Source organism: Bacteroides sp. DH3716P (assembly GCF_025914115.1).
Taxonomy (GTDB): domain Bacteria; phylum Bacteroidota; class Bacteroidia; order Bacteroidales; family Bacteroidaceae; genus Bacteroides; species Bacteroides ovatus.
On the sequence record NZ_CP083673.1, the window covers coordinates 5,231,627 to 5,253,324 of the forward strand.

The 21,698-nt window shown below is 41.4% G+C and carries 19 protein-coding genes; 17 read left to right on the forward strand and 2 right to left on the reverse strand.

The genetic code is table 11. The annotated features are described in order from the left end of the window. The first annotated feature begins 113 nt into the window (after nt 1-113). From KQP79_RS19785 to KQP79_RS19820, 8 genes are all read left to right on the forward strand, one after another. Nucleotides 114-842 (forward strand): DUF5932 domain-containing protein, encoded by a 729-nt coding sequence (locus KQP79_RS19785; RefSeq protein ID WP_004295828.1) that lies wholly within the window; start codon nt 114-116, stop codon nt 840-842. Nucleotides 843-882: 40 nt separating this feature from the next. Then, the gene (locus KQP79_RS19790; protein ID WP_008777020.1) at nt 883-2,337 is read left to right on the forward strand and encodes an AbgT family transporter; all 1,455 of its coding nucleotides are present in this window, start codon (nt 883-885) and stop codon (nt 2,335-2,337) included. 99 nt (nt 2,338-2,436) lie between these two features. Then, on the forward strand, nt 2,437-3,024 hold the full coding sequence (locus KQP79_RS19795) for an RNA polymerase sigma-70 factor (protein ID WP_061448148.1): 588 nt from the start codon (nt 2,437-2,439) through the stop codon (nt 3,022-3,024). Between the two features lie 77 nt (nt 3,025-3,101). After that, nucleotides 3,102-4,130 (forward strand): FecR domain-containing protein, encoded by a 1,029-nt coding sequence (locus tag KQP79_RS19800; RefSeq protein WP_004295831.1) that lies wholly within the window; start codon nt 3,102-3,104, stop codon nt 4,128-4,130. A gap of 127 nt (nt 4,131-4,257) precedes the next feature. Beyond that, complete coding sequence (locus tag KQP79_RS19805) at nt 4,258-7,647, forward strand: TonB-dependent receptor (protein ID WP_004308904.1); 3,390 nt, start codon at nt 4,258-4,260, stop codon at nt 7,645-7,647. A 28-nt stretch (nt 7,648-7,675) separates the two neighbouring features. Beyond that, a complete protein-coding gene (locus tag KQP79_RS19810) occupies nt 7,676-9,490 on the forward strand; it encodes a RagB/SusD family nutrient uptake outer membrane protein (RefSeq protein WP_004308905.1) in 1,815 nt (604 codons plus the stop codon). Nucleotides 9,491-9,563: 73 nt separating this feature from the next. Continuing rightward, nucleotides 9,564-11,003: a sulfatase gene (locus tag KQP79_RS19815; protein WP_061448149.1), complete on the forward strand. Its 1,440-nt coding sequence runs from the start codon at nt 9,564-9,566 to the stop codon at nt 11,001-11,003. A 52-nt stretch (nt 11,004-11,055) separates the two neighbouring features. Beyond that, nucleotides 11,056-13,053 (forward strand): glycoside hydrolase family 2 protein, encoded by a 1,998-nt coding sequence (locus tag KQP79_RS19820; protein WP_373167112.1) that lies wholly within the window; start codon nt 11,056-11,058, stop codon nt 13,051-13,053. 64 nt (nt 13,054-13,117) lie between these two features. Here the strand turns inward: KQP79_RS19820 and KQP79_RS19825 are convergent, their stop codons facing one another. Then, nucleotides 13,118-13,516 carry a DUF2809 domain-containing protein gene (locus tag KQP79_RS19825; protein ID WP_004308909.1) on the reverse strand — a complete coding sequence of 133 codons (399 nt, stop codon included), beginning with the start codon at nt 13,514-13,516 and terminating at the stop codon, nt 13,118-13,120. A 241-nt stretch (nt 13,517-13,757) separates the two neighbouring features. Between KQP79_RS19825 and KQP79_RS19830 the strand changes: the two genes are divergently transcribed. Then, complete coding sequence (locus tag KQP79_RS19830; RefSeq protein ID WP_032849718.1) at nt 13,758-14,651, forward strand: flagellar motor protein MotB; 894 nt, start codon at nt 13,758-13,760, stop codon at nt 14,649-14,651. Between the two features lie 961 nt (nt 14,652-15,612). On the opposite strand, the gene KQP79_RS19835 is transcribed toward KQP79_RS19830, so the two are convergent. Continuing rightward, complete coding sequence (locus KQP79_RS19835; RefSeq protein WP_004325853.1) at nt 15,613-15,918, reverse strand: helix-turn-helix domain-containing protein; 306 nt, start codon at nt 15,916-15,918, stop codon at nt 15,613-15,615. Between the two features lie 112 nt (nt 15,919-16,030). Between KQP79_RS19835 and KQP79_RS19840 the strand changes: the two genes are divergently transcribed. The 8 genes from KQP79_RS19840 to KQP79_RS19875 all read left to right on the forward strand — a co-directional run bounded on the left by KQP79_RS19840 (nt 16,031) and on the right by KQP79_RS19875 (nt 21,431). Then, nucleotides 16,031-16,264, forward strand: a complete 234-nt coding sequence (locus tag KQP79_RS19840; RefSeq protein ID WP_264386553.1) for a hypothetical protein — start codon at nt 16,031-16,033, stop codon at nt 16,262-16,264. Between the two features lie 11 nt (nt 16,265-16,275). Beyond that, nucleotides 16,276-16,827, forward strand: a complete 552-nt coding sequence (locus KQP79_RS19845) for a hypothetical protein (protein WP_264386554.1) — start codon at nt 16,276-16,278, stop codon at nt 16,825-16,827. A 122-nt stretch (nt 16,828-16,949) separates the two neighbouring features. Continuing rightward, the gene (locus KQP79_RS19850; protein ID WP_004325856.1) at nt 16,950-17,228 is read left to right on the forward strand and encodes a hypothetical protein; all 279 of its coding nucleotides are present in this window, start codon (nt 16,950-16,952) and stop codon (nt 17,226-17,228) included. Nucleotides 17,229-17,246: 18 nt separating this feature from the next. Further along, the gene (locus KQP79_RS19855; protein WP_004303404.1) at nt 17,247-17,504 is read left to right on the forward strand and encodes a hypothetical protein; all 258 of its coding nucleotides are present in this window, start codon (nt 17,247-17,249) and stop codon (nt 17,502-17,504) included. A 17-nt stretch (nt 17,505-17,521) separates the two neighbouring features. Continuing rightward, nucleotides 17,522-17,788: a hypothetical protein gene (locus tag KQP79_RS19860; protein WP_004325857.1), complete on the forward strand. Its 267-nt coding sequence runs from the start codon at nt 17,522-17,524 to the stop codon at nt 17,786-17,788. A gap of 223 nt (nt 17,789-18,011) precedes the next feature. Continuing rightward, nucleotides 18,012-18,194, forward strand: a complete 183-nt coding sequence (locus KQP79_RS19865; RefSeq protein ID WP_004303402.1) for a hypothetical protein — start codon at nt 18,012-18,014, stop codon at nt 18,192-18,194. Nucleotides 18,195-18,216: 22 nt separating this feature from the next. Further along, a complete protein-coding gene (locus tag KQP79_RS19870) occupies nt 18,217-21,120 on the forward strand; it encodes a hypothetical protein (protein WP_004325859.1) in 2,904 nt (967 codons plus the stop codon). Beyond that, on the forward strand, nt 21,117-21,431 hold the full coding sequence (locus tag KQP79_RS19875; RefSeq protein WP_004303400.1) for a hypothetical protein: 315 nt from the start codon (nt 21,117-21,119) through the stop codon (nt 21,429-21,431). The genes KQP79_RS19870 and KQP79_RS19875 overlap by 4 nt, the downstream gene beginning before the upstream one ends. The last annotated feature ends 267 nt before the right edge of the window (nt 21,432-21,698 follow it).

Sequence of the window (21,698 nt, forward strand, 5' to 3'; positions counted from 1 at the left end):
ACGTAGGGGATGCCGTATCAATGCCGAGCCGGCTGAAGGCGGCGGGTTTACAGTTTATTTCACTATTCCGCGCCGATAAAAGGAAAACACATAAAAGTTATTAGATAAGGAACATGGAAGAACAGAAGTTTAAAGTTATTATTGTAGAGGATGTAAAACTGGAGTTGAAAGGGACAGAAGAAATATTCCGTCATGAAATACCGAATGCAGAAGTAATCGGCACGGCAATGACGGAAAGTGAGTTTTGGCCGTTGATGGAGGCCCAGCTTCCCGATCTGGTATTGTTGGACTTAGGACTAGGAGGTTCTACGACCATTGGTGTTGATATTTGCAAGAATATATTCAAACGTTACAAAGGAGTTCGGGTATTGATCTTCACGGGTGAGATTCTGAACGAAAAGTTGTGGGTGGACGTATTGAATGCCGGTGCCGATGGAATCATCCTCAAAACGGGTGAGCTACTGACGAAAACAGATGTACAGGCTGTGATGGATGGAAAGAAATTGGTATTTAACTATCCGATTCTGGAAAAGATTGTAGATCGTTTCAAGAAATCTGTAGCCAATGATGCTAAGCGTCAGGAGGCTGTCATCAGCTATGATATTGATGAATACGATGAACGTTTTCTCCGTCATCTGGCTTTGGGTTATACGAAAGAGATGATTGCCAATCTGAAAGGAATGCCTTTTGGTGTGAAATCATTGGAGAAACGGCAGAATGATCTTATTGGACGTCTTTTCCCGAATGGAGAACGGGTGGGAGTGAATGCTACCCGGTTGGCAGTACGTGCATTGGAATTGCGTATTATTGATCTGGATAATCTGGAGCCTGACGAAGAGTAAATTAAGTATTAACGGTAGCTTCTTGCTTAGTCGGAAAATGATGAAGAATAAATGGCGTATGCCCCATCCCGCTACGATGTTCCTTCTGCTAACAATGGCAGTGGTCTTTCTTTCATGGATATGCGATATCTATGGGTTGAAAGTGACATTGCCACAAACAGGTGAGGACATCCGTGTACAAAGCCTGTTGAGTCCGGAAGGAATCCGCTGGTGGTTGCGGAATGCTATTAAGAACTTTACAGGTTTTGCTCCATTGGGCATGGTGATTATTGCTATGTTCGGATTGGGAGTGGCACAACATTCCGGTTTTATTGATGCTTGTATCCGCATGGGGGTGGGAAACCGGCAGGAAAAGAGGAAGATCATCTTGTGGGTGATTGTGCTTGGCTTGTTGTCGAATGCCATTGGTGATGGTGGATATATCATTTTATTGCCTATTGCTGCTATGCTGTTTCAATGGGTGGGGCTTCATCCGATTGCAGGGATTGTTACGGCTTATGTTTCCGTTGCGTGCGGGTATAGTGCTAATATTGTATTGAGTACGATGGACCCGTTGTTGGCGCATACCACGCAAGAGGCTGCACTGGCACAAACGGGTTATCAGGGGAATACAGAACCTCTTTGCAATTACTTTTTTATGAGTGCTTCAACGGTGGCCATTACGGCTATTGTGTATTGGATTACTCAAAAATGGCTTCTTCCTACGTTAGGTAAGTATGAAGGCAGTATGAAGGTGGTGGCTTACCATCCTCTGTCTCGTAAAGAGCGGCGTGCCATTATGATTTCCATTGTTGTGGCAGCTATCTATGTGGCTCTTATCTTGTGGCTTACTTTTTCTTCTTATGGAATTTTGCGGGGTGTGAATGGTGGTTTGATGCATTCGCCTTTTATTGCCGGTATTTTGTTTTTGCTTTCTTTGGGAGCAGGTATTACGGGAATGGCTTATGGATTCAGTTCCGGACGGTATCGCACTGACAATGACGTGATTGAAGGACTTACGCAGCCAATGAAACTTCTTGGAGTGTATTTCGTTATCGCTTTCTTCGCTGCGCAGATGTTTGCCTGTTTTGAATATTCCCATCTGGATAAATGTCTGGCGATTATGGGGGCTGACTTGCTTTCTTCGTTTGAACCGGCTCCTTTGTCTGCTCTTGTTCTGTTTATTCTGTTTACGGCATTGATAAATCTGATTATGGTATCTGCTACCTCCAAATGGGCTTTTATGTCTTTTATCTTTATCCCGATGTTTGCACAGATGGGAATTGCTCCGGATATAGCACAATGTGCTTTCCGTATCGGAGATAGTTCGACGAATGCCATTACTCCTTTCTTATTCTATATGCCTCTGGTGCTTACCTATATGCGGCAATATGATAAGCAGATTACGTATGGTTCATTGCTGAAATATACTTGGAGATATTCATTAGGCATCCTGGTTGTCTGGACATTGCTGTTTATCGTTTGGTATTTGTTGAAAATACCGATGGGATTGTAGGGTTAAGGAATGATTGCCGGGCTCCGGTTTATCTGATTGGAATTTTGTTTTTCTGAATTAATCGCTATATTTGCACCGTTCCTTAAAGAAAGACAACGAATGAATCTACCAGAAATCTCTGAAAATCTAATTGAACAGTTAAATCACGGTAATACAAAAGCATTTGATAAAATCTATCATACCTACTACCTTTATTTGTGTGCGATAGCTGTTTATTATGTGCATGACAAGAGGGTGGCAGGGGAGATTGTGAATGATGTCTTTGTCGCTTTTTGGCAGAATCGCCACCATATCACTCACCCGGCTCTTCCGTACTTGCGGCGTGCTATTCAAAACGCAAGTATTAGTTATCTGCGTTCTTCCTACTTCAACGAAAAACAGATGATGGAACAGATGGAAGAAATCTGGGCTTTTCTCGAAAATCATATTCTTTCTTCCGATAATCCTTTGCAGGCATTGGAGCATAGCGAAATGAATACCATCATCATGAAGAAGGTGGAGGAATTGCCAGCCAAATGCCGTGCCATATTTAAAGCAAGTTTGTATGAGGGTAAGACATACAGTGAAATTGCCGAGGAGCAGAATATTAATGTGACCACTGTAAGAGTACAGATGAAAATAGCATTGACTAAGCTACGCGAATCACTGGGTACTCCTTATATGATAGCTATTTTGATGTTTCTCTAAAAAAAATCGCTTTTCTTTTAAACGTTTCTTTTTTTATTGCGTATCTAGTTATATACACCCATAGAAAAAGTACGTTTATGAATGACTCTTATCATATAGAAGAATTGGAAATCCGGATAAGCAACTATCTGTCCGGTAACTGCACCGAAGAGGAGAAAGAAGCTCTGTTCGCTTATCTGGCTTCCAATGAAGATGCAGCTAAAATTTTCCGGGAGATGTCCGCAGTATGGGCTGTTTCTTCTGTGCCTGCATTTGCCAAAGTAGAGGATGCTAATTTATCACAGATAAAAGAAAAAATAGCCGCTGCTGAGATGAAACCTGTCCGTTCGCGGAAGATAGTTCCTGTGTGGCTGAAGGTAGCTGCTGCAATTATTTTGTTGTTGGGCTGTAATTACTTCTGGTACACTTATACTGAAAATCTTACGGAAGTATATACGAATGCGGATTCTCCTTATGAAATTAAAGTGCCAGCTGGTTCGCGGACGAATATTGTGCTTCCGGATGGAACAGAGGTTTCATTGAATGCGGGTTCTGTGTTACGTTATTGCCGTGGGTTCGGTATTCGTGAACGTGATGTTACGCTTGATGGCGAAGGATATTTCAAGGTGGCGAAAAATGAGAAGATTCCTTTCTTTGTAAATACGAATGGTGTACAGGTAAAGGTGGTAGGGACTGTTTTTAATGTACGCGCTTATGATGACGATAATTATGTAATGGTATCTTTGTTGGAAGGTCGTGTCAATTTAGCCACTTTGTCCGGTTCGGTAATGAAACTATTCCCTAGCGAACAGGCTTTTTACGATAAGAATACGGGCCGCATGGAGAAAATGAAATCAAATGCTAGTTCTGCCTGTGACTGGTTGGATGGTGGCCTGACATTTGAAGATGCTCCGTTTGCCGACATCGCACACCGTCTGGAGCGCAAATTCCAGGTGAAGATCAGTTTAGAGAGTGAACGTCTGAAAGCGGAACGCTTTTCCGGATGTTTCAATAGTAATCAAAGTATCAATGATATATTGGGAGAAATCAACGTTGAGAAGCAATATACATGGAAAGTTAGTGGAGACACTATCTTTATAACTGACAAGAAAAAGGAGGTAAAATAAGAAAAAGTAAAGTATGATTGGGAACTTAGTCGATAGATATATCGGTGGTTCAGCGTTGTATAGAAAGATATTATGTTAACCTTTAATAGTGAAAAATATGAGATTAATAGTAAAAAGAATATTATTAATGCTTCTGCTTTTGTCTGTAGGAAACGTTTTGACTGGTGGTTTCCAGCTATCGGCACAGGAACAAAGTAAGCGATTCAGTGTGAAAGTAGATAATATTACTTTGAAAGAAGCCATTGAAGTAATAAAGAAGCAAGGCAATTACTCTTTCCTGATTCGTAATAATGACATTGATTTGAATAGGAAAGTCTCTGTGAATATAAATAACGGTACTATTAATGATGTGATGGGACAATTGCTGGCCGGTACGGACGTCAGTTATGAAGTGAACGGCCCCCGGGTGATTATGTTCCATGCAGTGACACCGCAGAAAGAACAGGAAAAAGCGTTTGTCTTAAAAGGTAGAATCACTGATCCTACAGGTGAAGGGGTGATTGGGGCAAATGTGAAAGTGGTCGATTCTACGGAAGGTACCATTACGGATATGGATGGCAATTTTTCTTTGATGGTTACTCCGAATGCCCGTTTATCCATATCGTATATCGGCTATGCCACACAGGAAGTGGTGGTGAAAGATCAACGTCCTCTCAATGTAACTTTGAAAGAAGATACTCGGTTAATAGACGAAGTAGTAGTTGTTGGTTACGGCGTACAAAAGAAAGCGAACCTGACAGGTGCGGTGAGCAGTGTGAAGATGGATGATGTTTTAGGTGACCGTCCGGTGGTGTCTGTGAGTGACGCTTTGAAAGGGGCAATGCCCGGCTTGCAGATTACAGGTAATTCAGGAAGACCCGGTGAAGAAATGAGTTTCAACATTCGTGGTGTCAACAGTTTGGATAAGAATGGGAAACCGCTGGTGCTGGTAGATAACGTGGAGATGGATATTAATATGCTCGATCCGAACGATATTGAATCGGTGACTGTTTTGAAGGATGCGGCATCTTCTGCTATTTACGGAGCACGGGCAGCTTTCGGTGTGATTTTGATTACTACAAAGAAAGGCTCGGATGCAACTAAACTCTCTATTAATTATTCAAATAACTTCTCTTTTAGCAGACCTGCCAATATGCCTCATAAGGCTACTCCGCTCCAAACGGTACAGGCTTATAAGGACATGGGGACAATAAATTATCAAAGTGGTCAGAACGTAGATACCTGGTTGGGACTTTTGAAGGAATATAATGCTAATCCGTCTGCATATCCGGATGGTTATGCAATGGTGGACGGGCTGCGTTATAGCTTGGCAGAAACTGATCTTTTCGATGATATGATGGAGACTGGTTTCCAGCAAACTCATAATATTTCGGTAGGTGGCGGTACGAAAGATATTTCTTATCGTTTCTCCTTCGGTATGGTGAATGAAAATGGGGTACTGGCTTCGGATAAAGATACGTACAAGCGTTACAATGTGTCTTCTTATCTCCGTTCAGATGTGTTTTCATGGATTACTCCGGAATTGGATATTAAATATACGAACTCTAACTCTTCATTGCCGGAAACTTCCGGAGGATATGGTATATGGGGAGCAGCAGTCGCATTCCCTTCTTATTTCCCTACTGGAACAATGAATATTGACGGCGAAGAATTACCGATCAATACTCCTCGTAACTTGATTGATCTGGCATATCCGACAACTATTCAAAAGAATAATCTTCGTATTTTCGGAAAGGTTACGATCAGTCCTTTGAAGAATGTGAAGTTGATTGGTGAGTATACATTCAATCATCTAAGTAACGAGAAAACGAAATTTGAGAAGAAGTTCTATTATGCACATGGAGGTAACTTTGTGAAAGAGGTTTCCACTGCCAATTCCAAGTATGAATATTCCAATGGTATTACGGATTATAATGCATTGAACTTCTATGCTAACTATAACAACTCATGGGGCAAACATGATGTAACGGTGATGGGAGGTTTCAATCAGGAGAGTAGTGATTATCGTTATGCTGAGATGTCGCGTATGAATATGATTAATGAAGATCTGCCGTCTATTTCGCAGTCGACAGGTGATTATTTTGCTAAAGACAAATTTGAACGTTATACGGTAAGAGGGTTATTCTATCGCATTAACTATTCGTTTGCCGGCAAGTATTTGCTTGAAACGAACGGACGTTATGACGGTTCTTCCAAATTCCCGAAGAATAGCCGTTTCGGTTTCTTCCCTTCGGTTTCCGCCGGATGGCGTATCAGCGAGGAAGCGTTTATGAAACCTTTGAACTCTGTTCTTTCGAACTTGAAATTGCGTGGTTCTTGGGGTAATATTGGAAATCAGAGCATCACTCCTTACGCATATATTCCCGGTATGGATGCGGAACAGGCTTATTGGACTGTTTCCGGTATTAAAGTTACTACTTTGAAACCAGCTGCTTTGGTTAGCAATAGCTTTACTTGGGAAAAAGTAACGACAATTGATGTCGGATTCGATCTTGGGCTAATGGATAACAGATTGAATATGGTGTTCGACTGGTATCGTAGAGATACTAAGGGTATGCTTGCTCCGGGCTCTGAACTTCCGGGTGTATTAGGTGCAAGTGCCCCTTTACAGAACACGGCTGACCTTCGTTCTAAAGGTTGGGAAATCTCGGTTGACTGGAACGATCAGATCGGAAAAGTGAAATATAGCATAGGCTTTAATCTTTACGATGCGAAAACAAAGATTACTAAATACAACAACGAAACAGGACTGTTTGGCAAGGACAAGAACGATAATGAAACATATCGCGTAGGAATGGAACTGGGTGAAATTTGGGGGTATGTGACCGATCGTTTGTACACAGTGGATGATTTCGATGCAGATGGCAAACTGAAACCGGGTATTGCTAAAGTGGAAGGTTATAATCCGAATCCGGGAGATATATTATATAAGGACTTGGATGGTAATGATATTATCAACAGTGGTACCAGTACAACGAAAGATCCGGGAGACCGTAAAATCATTGGTAATAATACCCGGCGTTATCAGTATGGTATTCATGGTAGTGCAAGTTGGAACGGTTTTTCTCTGTTATTCTTGCTGCAAGGAGTTGGTAAACGAGATTTGTGGGTGATGAACGATCTGTTTTATCCGCATTATGATGCTTGGACTACCGTTTATGATTCACAGTTGAATTATTGGACTCCGGAAAATACGAATAGTTATTTCCCCCGTATTTATGAGAAAGCGGCCGGAAATACAGATGCCAATACACGTGTACAAACTCGTTATCTACAGGATGGATCGTATTTAAGTATTCGTAATATAACGCTTTCTTATAATTTTCCGTCTAAGTGGATGAGTAAGATTGGAGTTAATAATTTGGCTGTGTTCTTCAGTGGTGAGAATCTTTATACGTTCGACCACTTGCCGAAAGGACTTGATCCGGAACGTTCTGTCACGGATGATTTAGGACAACGTGGTTTTACCTATCCGTATATGAGACAGTATTCGTTCGGTATAAACCTTTCATTCTGATTGTTTCACAACTTAAAGAGTAATTATTATGAATAAATATATACTATGTGTAAGCGTTAGTCTTTGTTTGTTGATGTCGTCTTGTCTAAATGACGAATTTCTGGAGGTTTATCCCAAAGGACAGCAAACAGAAGCATCGGTCTTTACTACCTATGACAACTTTAAAACGTATACATGGGGATTGTATAACGTGTTCTTCGGATATACGTATGATACAGGGCAAACGGATGAAATTTTCCGTGGTGATTTTGAATCGGATAACATGATAAAAGGATTGGATGGATATGAAGGTCAGTGGGCATATCGCAAAGCAAAGGCTACGGATGAGTCTAAAGATTGGGATTATGATTATATCCGTCGTGTTAACCTGATGCTCGATAATATTGATCATTCGGAAATGAGTGAAACCGAGAGGGAGCATTGGAGAAGTGTGGGATATTTCTTCCGTTCTTATAAATACTTTCAGATGCTTTCTAAATTTGGTGATATTCCTTGGGTAGAGCATGCTTTGACTGAGGAAAGTCCCGAGCTTTATGGAAAACGTGATAGTCGTGACTTGGTGGCTTCCAATATTCTGTCTAATTTGAAATATGCGGAAACACATATTGGCAGTAATATCGAAGCGGATGGGAAAAATACAATTAATATGTATGTGGTGAAAGCTCTTATTTCCCGTTTTGCTTTATTTGAAGGAACTTGGAGAAAATATCATGGTTTGTCGGGAGCGGATACTTATCTGGAAGAATGTGCCCGTGCTTCTGAAGAGGTGATTAAGCAATATCCGAATGTGCATCCTAAATATGATGAGTTGTTTAATTCGGAAACACTGGATGGGGTGACAGGTATTCTTTTGTATAAGGCTTATGAAACCGGACAGTTAATGCATGGTTTGACCCGTATGGTGCGTACAGGTGAATCTTATATTGAGGCAACGAAAGACGCGGTAGACAGTTATCTTTGTACGGATGGACGACCGGTTAGCACGACGACTAGCCGTTATGGGGGTGATAAGAATATGTATGGACAATTCCGTGATCGTGATTACCGGTTGTATTTGACGATCTGTCCTCCATATATGGTGAAGAAAGAAAACGGACCCAGTACGGCTGATTGGAAATATACGGATAATGCACAGGACAGGGAATTTATAGATTTAATGGCTACGATTTCCGGTGAAACTTATCATCGTTTGCCGTCTTCCAACTTTAAAGGATTCACCGTGCAAGGACAACCTCACTTTAAGAATATGAACTGGGGACAGGGCTGGAACGCTTCCCAAATGGGCTTCTGGGTATGGAAATATTATAATACACATACTGTAGCTACCAACGCGAATGGGGTGAATACAACAGATGCCCCACTGTTCCGTATAGGTGAGGTGATGGTAAACTATGCCGAAGCGATGTGCGAATTGAACAAGTTCGACCAGGCTGCTGCGGATAAGTCTATTAACAAACTTCGGGCAAGAGCTAATGTGGCGAAAATGGTGGTGAATGATATTAATGATGCTTTTGATCCGAAGCGTGATCCTTCCGTTCCTGCTCTTTTGTGGGAAGTGCGTAGAGAGAGACGAGTTGAATTGATGGGCGAAGGTTTCCGTTTGGATGATTTGCGCAGGTGGAAGAAAGGAGACTATGTTAACAAACAACCGCTGGGTGCCTATGTGACAGGGGCTTCGGCCAAGAATTTGAAAGTAACGGGTGGTGCAGGTGCTGATGAAGGATATGTTTATTTCTTTGATACCCCGCTTGGATGGCAGGAACATTATTATCTGTATCCGTTGCCTTTGAAGCAATTGGCGTTAAATACGAATTTGGAACAAAATCCGGTATGGACAAAGTAATTTTAAATTGAAATGATGCACAAGACCTGTAATATTTTAGTATATTGCAGGTCTTGAAAATTTAAGGTAGAAAATGAAAAATAGAATATCAATAAAATATGCGTTTTTTTGTGGAACAGCTTGCTGCATCTCATCTATACTACGTGCACAACAGGATGCATCCCAAATGAATGTGCTTTTTATAATGGCTGATGATATGCGCCCCGAACTGGGGTGTTACGGGGTAGATGTAGTGAAAGCTCCTAATATGGACCGTTTGGCGGCAAGTGGCGTCTTGTTTCAGAATGCGTATTGTAATATTCCTGTGAGTGGGGCATCCCGGGCTAGTTTATTGACGGGTGTATATCCTCATTACCCCGATCGCTTTATTAGTTTTTCCGCCTATGCCAGCAAAGATTGTCCCGAAGCAATACCTATTTCGGGATGGTTCACCCGGAATGGTTATCATACTATTTCGGACGGCAAGGTGTTTCATCATATCAGCGATCATGCGGATTCGTGGAGTGAGCCTCCTTACCGGAATCATCCGAATGGATATGATGTATATTGGGCGGAATATAATAAATGGGAACTTTGGATGAATTCGGAATCGGGAAAAACGATTAATCCGAAAACGATGAGGGGACCTTTTTGTGAATCTGCTGATGTTCCTGATACTGCCTATGATGATGGGAAACTTGCAAACCGAGCTATTCGTGACTTGAAAAGGATGAAGGAGGCTGGCAAACCTTTCTTCTTGGCTTGTGGTTTCTGGAAACCTCATTTGCCGTTCAATGCCCCAAAGAAATATTGGGATTTATATAAACGGGAGGAAATACCTTTGGCTACCAATCGTTTCCGACCTGAAGGATTGCCGGAGCAGGTTCGTAATTCGAGCGAGATATATGCGTATGCACGGGTTGCGGATACGAGTGATATTGACTTCCAGCGGGAGGTAAAACATGGATATTATGCTTGTATGAGTTATGTGGATGCACAGATTGGCAAGGTATTGGATGCATTGGATGAACTGGGATTATCGGATAATACAATTGTGGTTTTGTTGGGAGATCATGGCTGGAATCTGGGAGAACATGATTTTATAGGTAAACATAATCTGATGAATACTTCTACTCATGTACCGTTGATTGTCCGTGTGCCGGGAATGAAAAAAGGAAAAACAAAATCGATGGTGGAATTTGTTGATTTGTACCCGACTTTATGTGAACTTTGTAAACTGCCTGTTCCCGCTGAACAGCTAAGCGGGCAAAGCTTTGCCGGGGTTTTCAAGAATCTGAAAGCTAAGACGAAAGGTGAAGTCTATATTCAGTGGGAAGGAGGAGATAATGCCGTTGACCGGCGTTATAGTTATGCGGAATGGATGAAAGGCGACGTGAAGAAAGCCAGTATGTTGTTTGACCATCGGATTGACGGGAAGGAAAACAAGAATCGGGTCGATGAAAAAAAATATAAGAATAAGGTTGAATCATTATCTTCTTTTATCAGAATAAAGAAGTCATCATTAAAGAAATAATATGAAAACAGTTTTATTACAGTCCAGCCGTTTGGTATCGGTTGTTTTATTCATGCTTTACGGAATGTCGATGTTTGCCCAGCGACAGGATATCTTGCTAAATAATGATTGGAATTTCCGGTTTTCGCATCAGGTACAGAAGGGAACAGAGGTAAGAGTTGATTTGCCTCATACTTGGAATGCGCAGGATGCTTTGTCCGGTAAGATAGACTATAAACGGGGAATTGGTAATTATGAGAAGAATTTATTTATTCGTCCCGAATGGAAAGGAAAACGTCTTTTTATTCGTTTCGAAGGAGTGAATAACATTGCAGATGTGTTTATAAATCGTCGTCATATAGGTGAGCATCGTGGGGGATATGGAGCTTTTATCTTTGAGATCACAGGAAAGGTGGAATATGGAAAAGAAAACTCTATATTAGTACGGGTGAATAATGGTGAACAGTTGGATATTATGCCTCTGGTCGGTGACTTTAATTTTTACGGAGGTATTTATCGTGATGTACATTTGTTGATTACTGATGAGACGTGTATTTCTCCTTTGGATTATGCTTCCCCCGGAGTACGTCTGATACAGGATAGTGTGAGCCATCGGTATGCTAAGGTGCGGGCTATTGTTGATTTATCAAACGGGAGTAGTGGTAATCAGGAAGTGGAGCTTAACGTACGCCTGTTAGATGGTCAAAGGGTGGTGAAAGAAGGAACAAAGAATGTGAATCTTTCTGGAAACGAAGTAATGCAGCAGGAACTTACATTTGAAATCGATCAGCCTCATTTGTGGAATGGTCGTCAGGATCCTTTCCTTTATCAGGCGGAAGTGACTCTTTTCCGGAATGGTCAGATGGTAGATCGTGTTACACAACCGTTAGGACTTCGTTTTTACCGGATCGACCCTGATAAAGGTTTTTTCCTGAATGGAAAACATTTGCCTCTTCAAGGCGTTTGCCGTCATCAGGATAGGAGTGAGGTGGGCAATGCGCTGCGCCCGCAACACCATGAGGAAGATGTGGCATTGATGTTGGAGATGGGAGTGAATGCTGTTCGTTTGGCGCATTATCCGCAGGCTACTTATTTTTATGATCTGATGGATAAGAATGGTATTATTGTATGGGCTGAAATACCTTTTGTGGGTCCTGGTGGATATAATGATAAAGGTTTTGTGGATTTACCTGCTTTCCGTGCCAACGGAAAAGAGCAGCTCAAAGAACTGATTCGTCAACATTATAATCATCTTTCTATTTGTGTATGGGGGCTGTTTAATGAGTTGACGGAGTTGGGAGATAATCCGGTTGAGTACATCAAAGAATTAAATGTGCTGGCACATCAGGAAGATACTACCCGGCCTACGACCTCCGCAAGTAATCAAATGGGAGATTTGAATTTCATAACGGATGCTATTGCTTGGAACCGTTATGATGGATGGTATGGTGGCACTCCCGCTGATTTGGGGAAATGGTTGGATCGAATGCATAAGGATCATCCGGAAATATGTATTGCTATCAGTGAATATGGTGCCGGCGCAAGTATTTACCATCAACAAGATTCGTTGGTTAAAACTGTACCAACCAGTTGGTGGCATCCTGAAAACTGGCAGACGTATTATCACATTGAAAACTGGAAAACAATCTCTTCCCGTCCTTATGTATGGGGGAGCTTTGTCTGGAATATGTTTGATTTTGGCGCTGCACATCGCACTGAAGGAGACCGTCCCGGAATTAATGATAAAGGTTTGGTTACCTTCGACCGGAAAGTTCGTAAAGATGCTTTCTACTTCTATAAGGCCAACTGGAATAGGGAAGAACCAATGCTTTATTTAACAGGCAAACGTAACACAGTACGTACACAACGTTTGCAAACAATTACTGCTTTCACGAATCTGTCAGGAGCCGAATTGTTTGTAAACGGTAAGAGTTATGGTAAAGCAATACCGGATTCGTATGCTATTCTGGAATGGAAAAATGTGGAACTAGAACCTGGTGAAAATGAAATAAAGGTTGTTTCCACTAATAAGAAGTTACCTTTGAGCGATAGTTTTCATTGTAGATTGTGATAGGTAGTTTAAATGATAATCGGAAAGAGCACTGTAAACAAAGTAGGTTTGCAGTGCTTTTTTTCTAGGGGTTTCTCTTTTGGGAGATAATAATCCTTCCTGAATCTATAACAGCGGATAATGATACTCCAACAGTATAACAGATCATATCTGACCATAGAAAACCATGTCCAAAGATTAATGCTCCAAGTGTGGTGTTTCGTACAGTATTTGCCCAGTCTGCTTGGTATAGTTGGCTAATTTCTATACAATAAGAAAATAATAAGGAAATAACAATGGTCTTGAGTATAGATAATGACGGGAAAAGAAAGCGTATTCCACAATACACCATGGCTGCCCAAAGCGTATCGCCTGAATACTCTGCGATAAATTCGGGCAATATATCACCATGTTTTCGGGAAGCCAATCCTAACACTATAATTGCGGAAATAATTGCTAAATAAATCCAACGTTTGTTTTTCACGCAGTAATGTTTTAGTATGGTGCAAATTTATAAAATTAAGTTGGATAACTTGGCAGGATGGATCAAACTCTGATAAAAACAGATTTTATTTACATACTAAACTTTTCGTTCTTTTGAAATGTTATAAGGTCGTTCGAGCTTTATCTCGATAAATGTGTTCATAACCAACCGATTTACGCAATTGTTGTGGAAACGGCTGCAGTTGGTCACTTAAAAAGTTAGTAATTAAAATAATAGAGTTATGAAGAATCTTTTTCGACCGTTGTTAGTACTGACAGGATGTATAGTATTGGCGAGTTGTGTAAGTCAGAAGCAATTTAAAGGTTTAAAAACTGATTATACAAAGTTGCAAAAAGAATATCAGGAAAGTCAATTGCAGCTAAGAGAAAATCAGGCACGTTCAACAAGTCTTGAGGAGAGACTTGCCGAAGCGCAGCGGAATAATAGTGAGTTACGCAAGAGCTTGTCCGATATGCAAAGCATCTTGAATAAGAGTCTTACACAGAGCTCTCAAGGGAATATGAATATGGGTAAGTTAATAGATGAGATCAATGCTTCAAACCGTTTCATCCAGCATTTGGTTAAAGAAAAGAATAGATCAGACTCTTTGAATCTCGTAATGGTCAATAAACTTACCCGTTCGCTTACCCGTGAAGAGATGCGTGACTTGGATATTAAGGTATTGAAAGGTGTTGTATATATTTCCTTAGCAGATAACATGCTTTATAAATCAGGAAGTTATGAAATTAGCAATAAAGCAGAGGCTGTGCTTAGTAAAATAGCCAAAATCATTCAGGACTACAAAGATTATGATGTTCTGGTAGAAGGAAATACAGATACCGATCCGATATCTCGTACGAATATACGTAATAATTGGGATTTGAGTGCGTTGCGTGCTTCATCTGTTGTTCAGGCATTACAGAATATTTATGGTATAAATCCCAAACGCCTGACTGCTGCCGGTCGAGGTGAATTTAATCCGGTAGCCGGTAATGATACGGCAGAAGGAAAAGCTCGTAACCGCCGGACCGAGATTATTATAACTCCTAAACTGGATCAGTTTATGGATTTGATAGATCAGGCTCCTGATAATTCTTCATCAGGTATAGTGGGGGATGAGAATACAAAAGAGTAAAGGAAATATTTCCATCTAGGGCTAATAATAAAGCGATGAATTTGAATTCATCGCTTTATTATTAGCAATTTGAAACAGATACAGTAAAGTGTTAGAGGTATCTATATTTTATTTTCAGAGCTTGAGAAATTGCTCTATTTTATAGAGAGTCCGATTTGAAATGAGTATTGCTGATTTTAAATGTTTTCGGCAGATGGACCTATTTTGAAAATTCAAACTCATATGGATAAGGAGTTTGATTCCATGAAACCCATTCTATCTTTCCATAATTATGCAAATCACATGGGAAAACTACAGAATAGTCCCATGGATTATATCGATATGGTATGTCAACATATTGACAAGCATATTTATTTGAATATAGCCAATGATATCCTGTTTTAGAGTCGCTATATATTGCTACCATAAAATATTTACCAATCTTTACTTTAGCGGAAGTATATGTTTCCTTTATTGACGAGGCAAATATATAGTACAAAGGAACACACAAAACCACGTATTAGCAAATTTTACGCCAACAAATTGAGCTTAGAACTGTATTTTCAGGAATTATTCCTTTTTCATTTTCAGAACCTTCTCCAAATTATCAAAGGAATATTTCATATATACTTTATAATTTAATGCACCAAGTTAAAATGAATTTTATGTGAAAAAGAATCTCTCCCTTCTTTTTTTGAGTGGCTATTTTACATTAATCAGCAGTATACTTATGTCATAAGATAGTTCTGTTTTGATGTAAGAACGATCTTTTTTGTGAAATACAGATTAGAATAGGGAGTCTATGTAGATTGTTTTTTTTAATTCAGAAATGAACTTTTTTAGAAAAGCAAAACGCTAATTATCTGTTGATAATCAGCGTTTTATTTAAGTGATTCAAGTAACGTTTATTAATCGCTTGATTATTAATTGCTTGTATAATTGTATAGCCTACAATATGCCTACATTTCTTATCTATTACAGGTTATTTCTTACTTAATAAGACTTGTATTAGACGTTCCTTCTCCTCAATTATCCTTTCTAAATCAGCTATTTTTGCATCCTTATCAAGTTCATTTGATTTTATTCCAGGTATGGGAATATTATCAAAGAATACACCTACAGGAACTTCCAGAACCTTTGCTATTGCCTCAATGGTTTTTGTATTCGTTGTTCCATTCCTGACAATAGCCTGTATGCTACTATCTTCTTTTCCTATACGTGATGCAAGTTCTCGTATAGTGATTTTCTTTAACTCACATAATTCTCTTATTAACAAGAAATTAGCCATATTATATCTTTGTTATAACTTTTATTAACGTAATTCTTATTCACTTGTGGTGAAAATAATTATACCTTTGCTATGTAAAGTTAATAATAATGAGTATATTTATCACAAAGGTATGACGAAAAAAAAATTAAAAAGGAATGATGACGGCGAGAAACTAAGAATATACCTTTTGAATTTGCCGGTAAAAGAATCTTCTGAAATGTCCCTTAAATTGGCAGAAGCATGTAAAGTGCCATTACATACCTTTCGTAATTGGCGGGGTAGTCGTTGTCGTATTCCCGAACTTGCCAAGGATAAGATCGAGGAAGTAACAGGCGTAAAAATCTTCCATAGTGAAAACCAATAAATAAAAGAAAAATGAAATCAAAGAAATTAGAAATCGAAATTCCGGAAGGTAAAACGGCCGTCTGGAGAAATGGCATCTTAACTCTTATTGATGAACCGGAGAAAGACGTAAAAGAACGTATTAAGACGTTTGAGGACGCCTGCCGTGAAATTGGCATTGATGCGGAAGCATGGAGCCGGGATAAAATATCCCTCGGTCTTGAACCTGACGTTCTGGCTTTCCTGAAACTCCGTATCATTGTCAAGGCTTTAAATGAAGGCTGGGAACCTCAATTTATAGAGGATGAATACCGTTATTATCCTTGGTTTATTCTTTATACAGGGGAAGAATACAATAAGTTGGACGAGGAAGAAAAGTCTCGTGTGGTGTATCGGTCGTACTACTACGCGTACGCGTTGGGCGGTGTTTCGTATGCGTACGCGAATGTCGATTCATCGAACACGTATGCGGGCATCGGCGTTCGGCTTGCCTTCAAAACGTCAGAACTGGCAGCGTATTGCGGTCGACAATTCCTTGATATTTGGGCGGACTTTGTTTTTCTTCCGGAAAAGAAAAGTGAATAAATAACCGGGGCGGCTTTTGCCGCTCCATATAATAACCGCCGGAGTGTGGAGATAACCCCGAAGGGCGAAAGCGGGTGTTATTGGTAGTTCGATGCTATCCTCCGGCACAGCTATAAACAACAATGAGCAAAATTTACATAGTAACTAAAAGGGAATCTGGAAAATACGAAGAAGACGGCGTTTGGTTTTCTATCCTTGCCGCATTTGATACGAGAAATAAAGCAGAAGAATATTTAAAGAAATATGTAAAAACGGCTCCTAAAGAAGCTTACTACACTTTCTATCGAATAGAATCTGTTCCGTTGTTTCTTTCTTCTCATAAAGTGAAAATAAACAGACCGAAACATACGACCTATCCTATTGGTGAATTGGTAAAATTAAAAATAAGTGGTGAAAAATAATTCAAATCAAGAACAGAAATGAGCAAAAAAATCTCCATAAAAGTAACTGAAGCACAACCGCTTCCTTGCCCTTATTGCAATGGTTTTTACGGTTATCAGTATAGTGATCTGTTTAGAATGAGTTACACGAGTGTGCATAATTCTGACGGTACATATTCCGGTGGGGAATATTCCGACGGAGTTTCCTTAAACAAGAGTAAAACAGCTTATTGTGTGAATTGTGGTACCAAACTACCTTTTACCCTAATACGTGAAGGTGAGGAACAAGTCGAATAATTAAAAATAAATCAGAAATGAAATCAACAATTACCACCCCCGATGAATTAACCACGCTACGAATAGAAGGCAGTAGTGGAACCTATAAAATATTCAGTAGCTTCCGCCCCATGGAATCCCCTGCGTTCGTGGATGCGGTGGACCGGAAATATAATCTGGCGGAGATTAAGAATCTTTCCGGCGGAAAAGGTTATTTCCTGGTACACTTGAACAGAGAGCAGCAGGAAACTATACAGGAGGATTTAAGCGCTATCCTTTGCGATAGTGTGCCATGTCTTCTGTAAACTAAGACGATCTTAACGAAATGCCATGAAAGAAGACAGACGCCTAAGAAACCTACGTTATCAGATGCGGAAGAAACCTACGTTATCAGATGCGGAAGAAAGGTTACCAGTTCGATACAAAGAACCTGGTGGCCATTATGCCTTCACATGACAAACGTTCCCTTCTCCAGGAAAGGAGATTAAGCAAATTCGGTTTTTCAATTCAGTATAACATGTTTGAACAATGAAAGATAAAAATTTAAAATACATCGCCCACGCTATCATCGTGGTTGCCTTTATGGGGCTGATTGCCTTTGTCATTTATTATACGGGTAAAACCGCTTTTCTTTGGCTGTTATTATTCGTTTTCCTGTATCAACCTTGGACGGAGATGTGCCCGGGACGGAAAGAAGACAACGAAGAATAAGTAACCATGTAACTTTATAACGATGATAAAGGCAGAAGACATCTACAAAGTAACCAACAACGGGCTGGATATAATTCTACATTATTATCCGCAAGCCCGGGATTGTGTCGGAACCAACCGCCATTTCAAACGCCGGCCGTCAGAGGACGACGCGTCGGCCTGTATCAAGTTATTCGGAAAGGAAGGTTCCCAGCAGGTTTATAAGGTAACGGATTTCGGCGATACCGGAACGGCTCAAAGCCCTGTCGATATCTGCATGTATGAGGAAGGCCTCCGGTTTAACGAGGCTATCCTTAAACTTGCATCCATGTACAACGTAACCGATGAACTCAACCGTAACGTAAACAAGCCGGATATCCGTAAGGTTCCGGCCTCCCAGGATCAGAAAGACGGTACTAAAATTTTCGAGCTTGCCGATCATCTCACCCCGGAGCAGTTACGCATACTCGGCCCCCGTGTCACCCAGGAGAACGCCGAGGCCCTGCACTGGTATTCGGCCAAATACATAGGGTATGTAAAAAATCGCGAGGTAACTTATAAATACGCGACTGCGACATACCCTATCTTTATGCGCGAATGTCTGGTAAAACCGGCCGAGGGTGACACGCCCGAAGTGAAGTTCTATAAAATATACGAGCCCCTGAATCCGGACAAGCAGTGGCGTTTTTCCTACACCCCGGAAGGTGTCAAGCCGAAAGACTATATAAACGGCCTTTCCGAACTGAAAGCCTTATACCGGGAATTTAATTCCAGGGAGGAAGCCGCTTTTAAAAAGAATCCGGCCAATGCGGAAAAGCCCTATAAGGAGCAGAAGCTGCAGGAGGCGTTTATATGTTCCGGAGAGCGCGACGCCCTGTGTGTTAAATCGCTGGGCTTTTCCCCGATCTGGTTTAATTCGGAGACGTATAAACTTTCCGAACAGGACTATAAAGAGATCATGAAATACGTTGAGGTCCTGTATAACATACCCGATATCGACACGACGGGCAGGGTGAAGGGTACGGAACTTGCATTACGCTTTATCGATATCCATACGATCTGGCTACCGGCCTGGCTTACCACTTACCGGGACCAGCGGGGCAAACCGCGTAAGGACTTCCGGGACTTCATGGAATTAAGAAGCAAGAACGAAGATTTCCGTAACCTTATGACGCTTGCCATGCCCGCCAAATTCTGGTATTCCAAGTTTAACGAGAAATCCCGGCAATGGGATCACAATATAGACGCGGACTGCCTTCACTACTTTTTACGTCTTAACGGTTTCTATTCGCTTCATGATGAAAATTCCAGTTCAACGAAATACATCCGTATTACCGGCAATATCGTAAAACTGATAAAGGCAAAGGATATCCGGAAGTTTATCCGTGAGTGGGCCCAAGAGAGCTTTTTATCCCGCGATATAAGGAATCTTATTCTGAACAGCCCCAAACTGTCAGATACGGCCCTGGACAACTTGCAGGAGATCGAACTGGATTTTACCAATTATACCCATAATACGCAGATGTTCTTCTTTCCCGGTTGCAGCATGGAGGTAAGCGGTACCGGTATAAAGGAGCATCCGGCCAACGGCAGCACATTGTCCCACTACGTTTGGGAAGAAAACGTCCTGAAACACAAAGTCCGTCTAATGGAAGACATGTTTACCATTTCCCGTAAAAAAGACATAGAGGGGAACGATGTTTTTGATATCCGGATCAATGCCGTCCCGTCTAACTTTTTCGGCTATGTAATCAATTCGAGCCGCGTTTACTGGCGTAAGGAACTGGAATATAATTTCGACGACAAGAGCGTGGGGGAAGCGGAATCCTACCGGGAAAAACATAAATTCGATATCGAGGGGGAAGGCCTCACGGCGGAAGAAGTGGCCGAACAGAAAAGGAACCTTATCAACAAGATCTTTACTATCGGCTATATGTTGCACCGTTATAAATCCCCTTCGCGTGCCTGGGCACCACAGGCCATGGATAACAAGATCGGTGAAGACGGTGAATGTAACGGACGTTCGGGCAAATCGTTCATGTTCAAGGCCCTTTCCTACTTTATGAAGACCGTCAAGCTTTCCGGCCGTAATCCCAAGTTAATGGATAACCCGCATGTGTTCGACCAGGTAAACCAGCATACCGACTTTATCCTGGTGGATGATTGCGACCGGTATCTTAATACGGGCCTGTTTTACGATATCATCACATCAGATATGACCGTGAACCCGAAGAACAACCAGTCGTTTACTATACCTTTCGAGGAATCGGCCAAGCTGGGATTTACAACTAATTACGTTCCTATTGATTTTGATCCGTCTACGGAAGCCCGTTTGCTGTACCTGGTATTCTCCGACTACTACCACCAGCGTACGGAAGATAACGACTACCGGGAAACGCGTTCTATCCGGGACGATTTCGGTAAGGATTTGTTTTCCAAGACTTACAGCGAGAACGAGTGGAACGCCGATATAAATTTCTTCTTGCAGTGCTGCCGTTTTTACCTTTCCCTTTGCGAGGAATCTATAAAATTGCTTCCGCCCATGGAAAACATTATCAGGCGTAAATACAAGGCCGATATGGGCAATAACTTTGAGGACTGGGCGAACTCTTATTTCTCTCCGGACAGCGAGCACCTGGACAGCTTTATCGTCCGTGAAAAGGCTTTTGCTGATTACAAAAGTTTTTCCGGTGTGAATAAAATCACGATGCAGCGTTTTACAAAGGCCCTCAAAGGCTTTGTGGCCCTTTGCCCTTACATTGACGAGCTCAACCCGAAGGACCTTTGCAACTCCCAGGGGCGTATTGTACGTAAGGATAACGACGGCAAGGCCGCCGACATGATCTATCTGCGTTCATGCGGCACGGCGGAAACGGCTGCCGGTGGTGGAACGGAACCGGCCGATCCGACACTCATGTTTGTACCTGATGAACGACCGGATGAATGAATAACGCGCATTTGAAATTAAACAGCATGTCCGAGTTTACCGCGCTCTGGAACAGCGGCGAGAGGTTCCGGAAATTCGCCGAACAGGTCTACCGCTATCTGGAGCGTATGAAACCCGGTACCGTCCTGGCACTGGAACGCTATTCGGGCGAGCAGCTCGAATGGATCATCAAAACGGCCTGTGTTTTTATCCTGGAAGGCGACAACTACCTGGAGTATGAATTTAACGAGGACTATACGGCCGTCGTGCACCGCTATATACCCCCGGACGTAAAGAAATGGATTTTAAGCAGGTGCAAACATCGCGTATAAGACGGATCGGAGCCGGTATAAAATACGAAAAGAGGGACCAGATACGAATGTGTCGGTCCCTCTTTTCGTATGGAAACAAATGCGTCCCGCCCGGCTTCCCTCCCCATACCCCACCTCTATTTCATACAAAATTTTAGTAACCTTGTAACCTTTGTTTGCTTGAAAGAAAAAAGTCTGAAAATCAAATAAATAAATAGGAAATAAAGGTTACGAAGTTGCAGTTACAAAACGGTTACGAATTTTTCCGGTTTGTAACACCGGCCTTTT

Excerpts from the sequence above, each read along its gene's own strand:
- KQP79_RS19785 (WP_004295828.1), top strand. The coding sequence starts at position 114 with ATGGAAGAACAGAAGTTTAAAGTTATTATTGTAGAGGATGTAAAACTG.
- KQP79_RS19790 (WP_008777020.1), top strand. The coding sequence starts at position 883 with ATGAAGAATAAATGGCGTATGCCCCATCCCGCTACGATGTTCCTTCTG.
- KQP79_RS19795 (WP_061448148.1), top strand. The coding sequence starts at position 2,437 with ATGAATCTACCAGAAATCTCTGAAAATCTAATTGAACAGTTAAATCAC.
- KQP79_RS19800 (WP_004295831.1), top strand. The coding sequence starts at position 3,102 with ATGAATGACTCTTATCATATAGAAGAATTGGAAATCCGGATAAGCAAC.
- KQP79_RS19805 (WP_004308904.1), top strand. The coding sequence starts at position 4,258 with ATGCTTCTGCTTTTGTCTGTAGGAAACGTTTTGACTGGTGGTTTCCAG.
- KQP79_RS19810 (WP_004308905.1), top strand. The coding sequence starts at position 7,676 with ATGAATAAATATATACTATGTGTAAGCGTTAGTCTTTGTTTGTTGATG.
- KQP79_RS19815 (WP_061448149.1), top strand. The coding sequence starts at position 9,564 with ATGAAAAATAGAATATCAATAAAATATGCGTTTTTTTGTGGAACAGCT.
- KQP79_RS19820 (WP_373167112.1), top strand. The coding sequence starts at position 11,056 with ATGCTTTACGGAATGTCGATGTTTGCCCAGCGACAGGATATCTTGCTA.
- KQP79_RS19830 (WP_032849718.1), top strand. The coding sequence starts at position 13,758 with ATGAAGAATCTTTTTCGACCGTTGTTAGTACTGACAGGATGTATAGTA.
- KQP79_RS19835 (WP_004325853.1), bottom strand. The coding sequence starts at position 15,918 with ATGGCTAATTTCTTGTTAATAAGAGAATTATGTGAGTTAAAGAAAATC.
- KQP79_RS19840 (WP_264386553.1), top strand. The coding sequence starts at position 16,031 with ATGACGAAAAAAAAATTAAAAAGGAATGATGACGGCGAGAAACTAAGA.
- KQP79_RS19845 (WP_264386554.1), top strand. The coding sequence starts at position 16,276 with ATGAAATCAAAGAAATTAGAAATCGAAATTCCGGAAGGTAAAACGGCC.
- KQP79_RS19850 (WP_004325856.1), top strand. The coding sequence starts at position 16,950 with ATGAGCAAAATTTACATAGTAACTAAAAGGGAATCTGGAAAATACGAA.
- KQP79_RS19855 (WP_004303404.1), top strand. The coding sequence starts at position 17,247 with ATGAGCAAAAAAATCTCCATAAAAGTAACTGAAGCACAACCGCTTCCT.
- KQP79_RS19860 (WP_004325857.1), top strand. The coding sequence starts at position 17,522 with ATGAAATCAACAATTACCACCCCCGATGAATTAACCACGCTACGAATA.
- KQP79_RS19865 (WP_004303402.1), top strand. The coding sequence starts at position 18,012 with ATGAAAGATAAAAATTTAAAATACATCGCCCACGCTATCATCGTGGTT.
- KQP79_RS19870 (WP_004325859.1), top strand. The coding sequence starts at position 18,217 with ATGATAAAGGCAGAAGACATCTACAAAGTAACCAACAACGGGCTGGAT.
- KQP79_RS19875 (WP_004303400.1), top strand. The coding sequence starts at position 21,117 with ATGAATAACGCGCATTTGAAATTAAACAGCATGTCCGAGTTTACCGCG.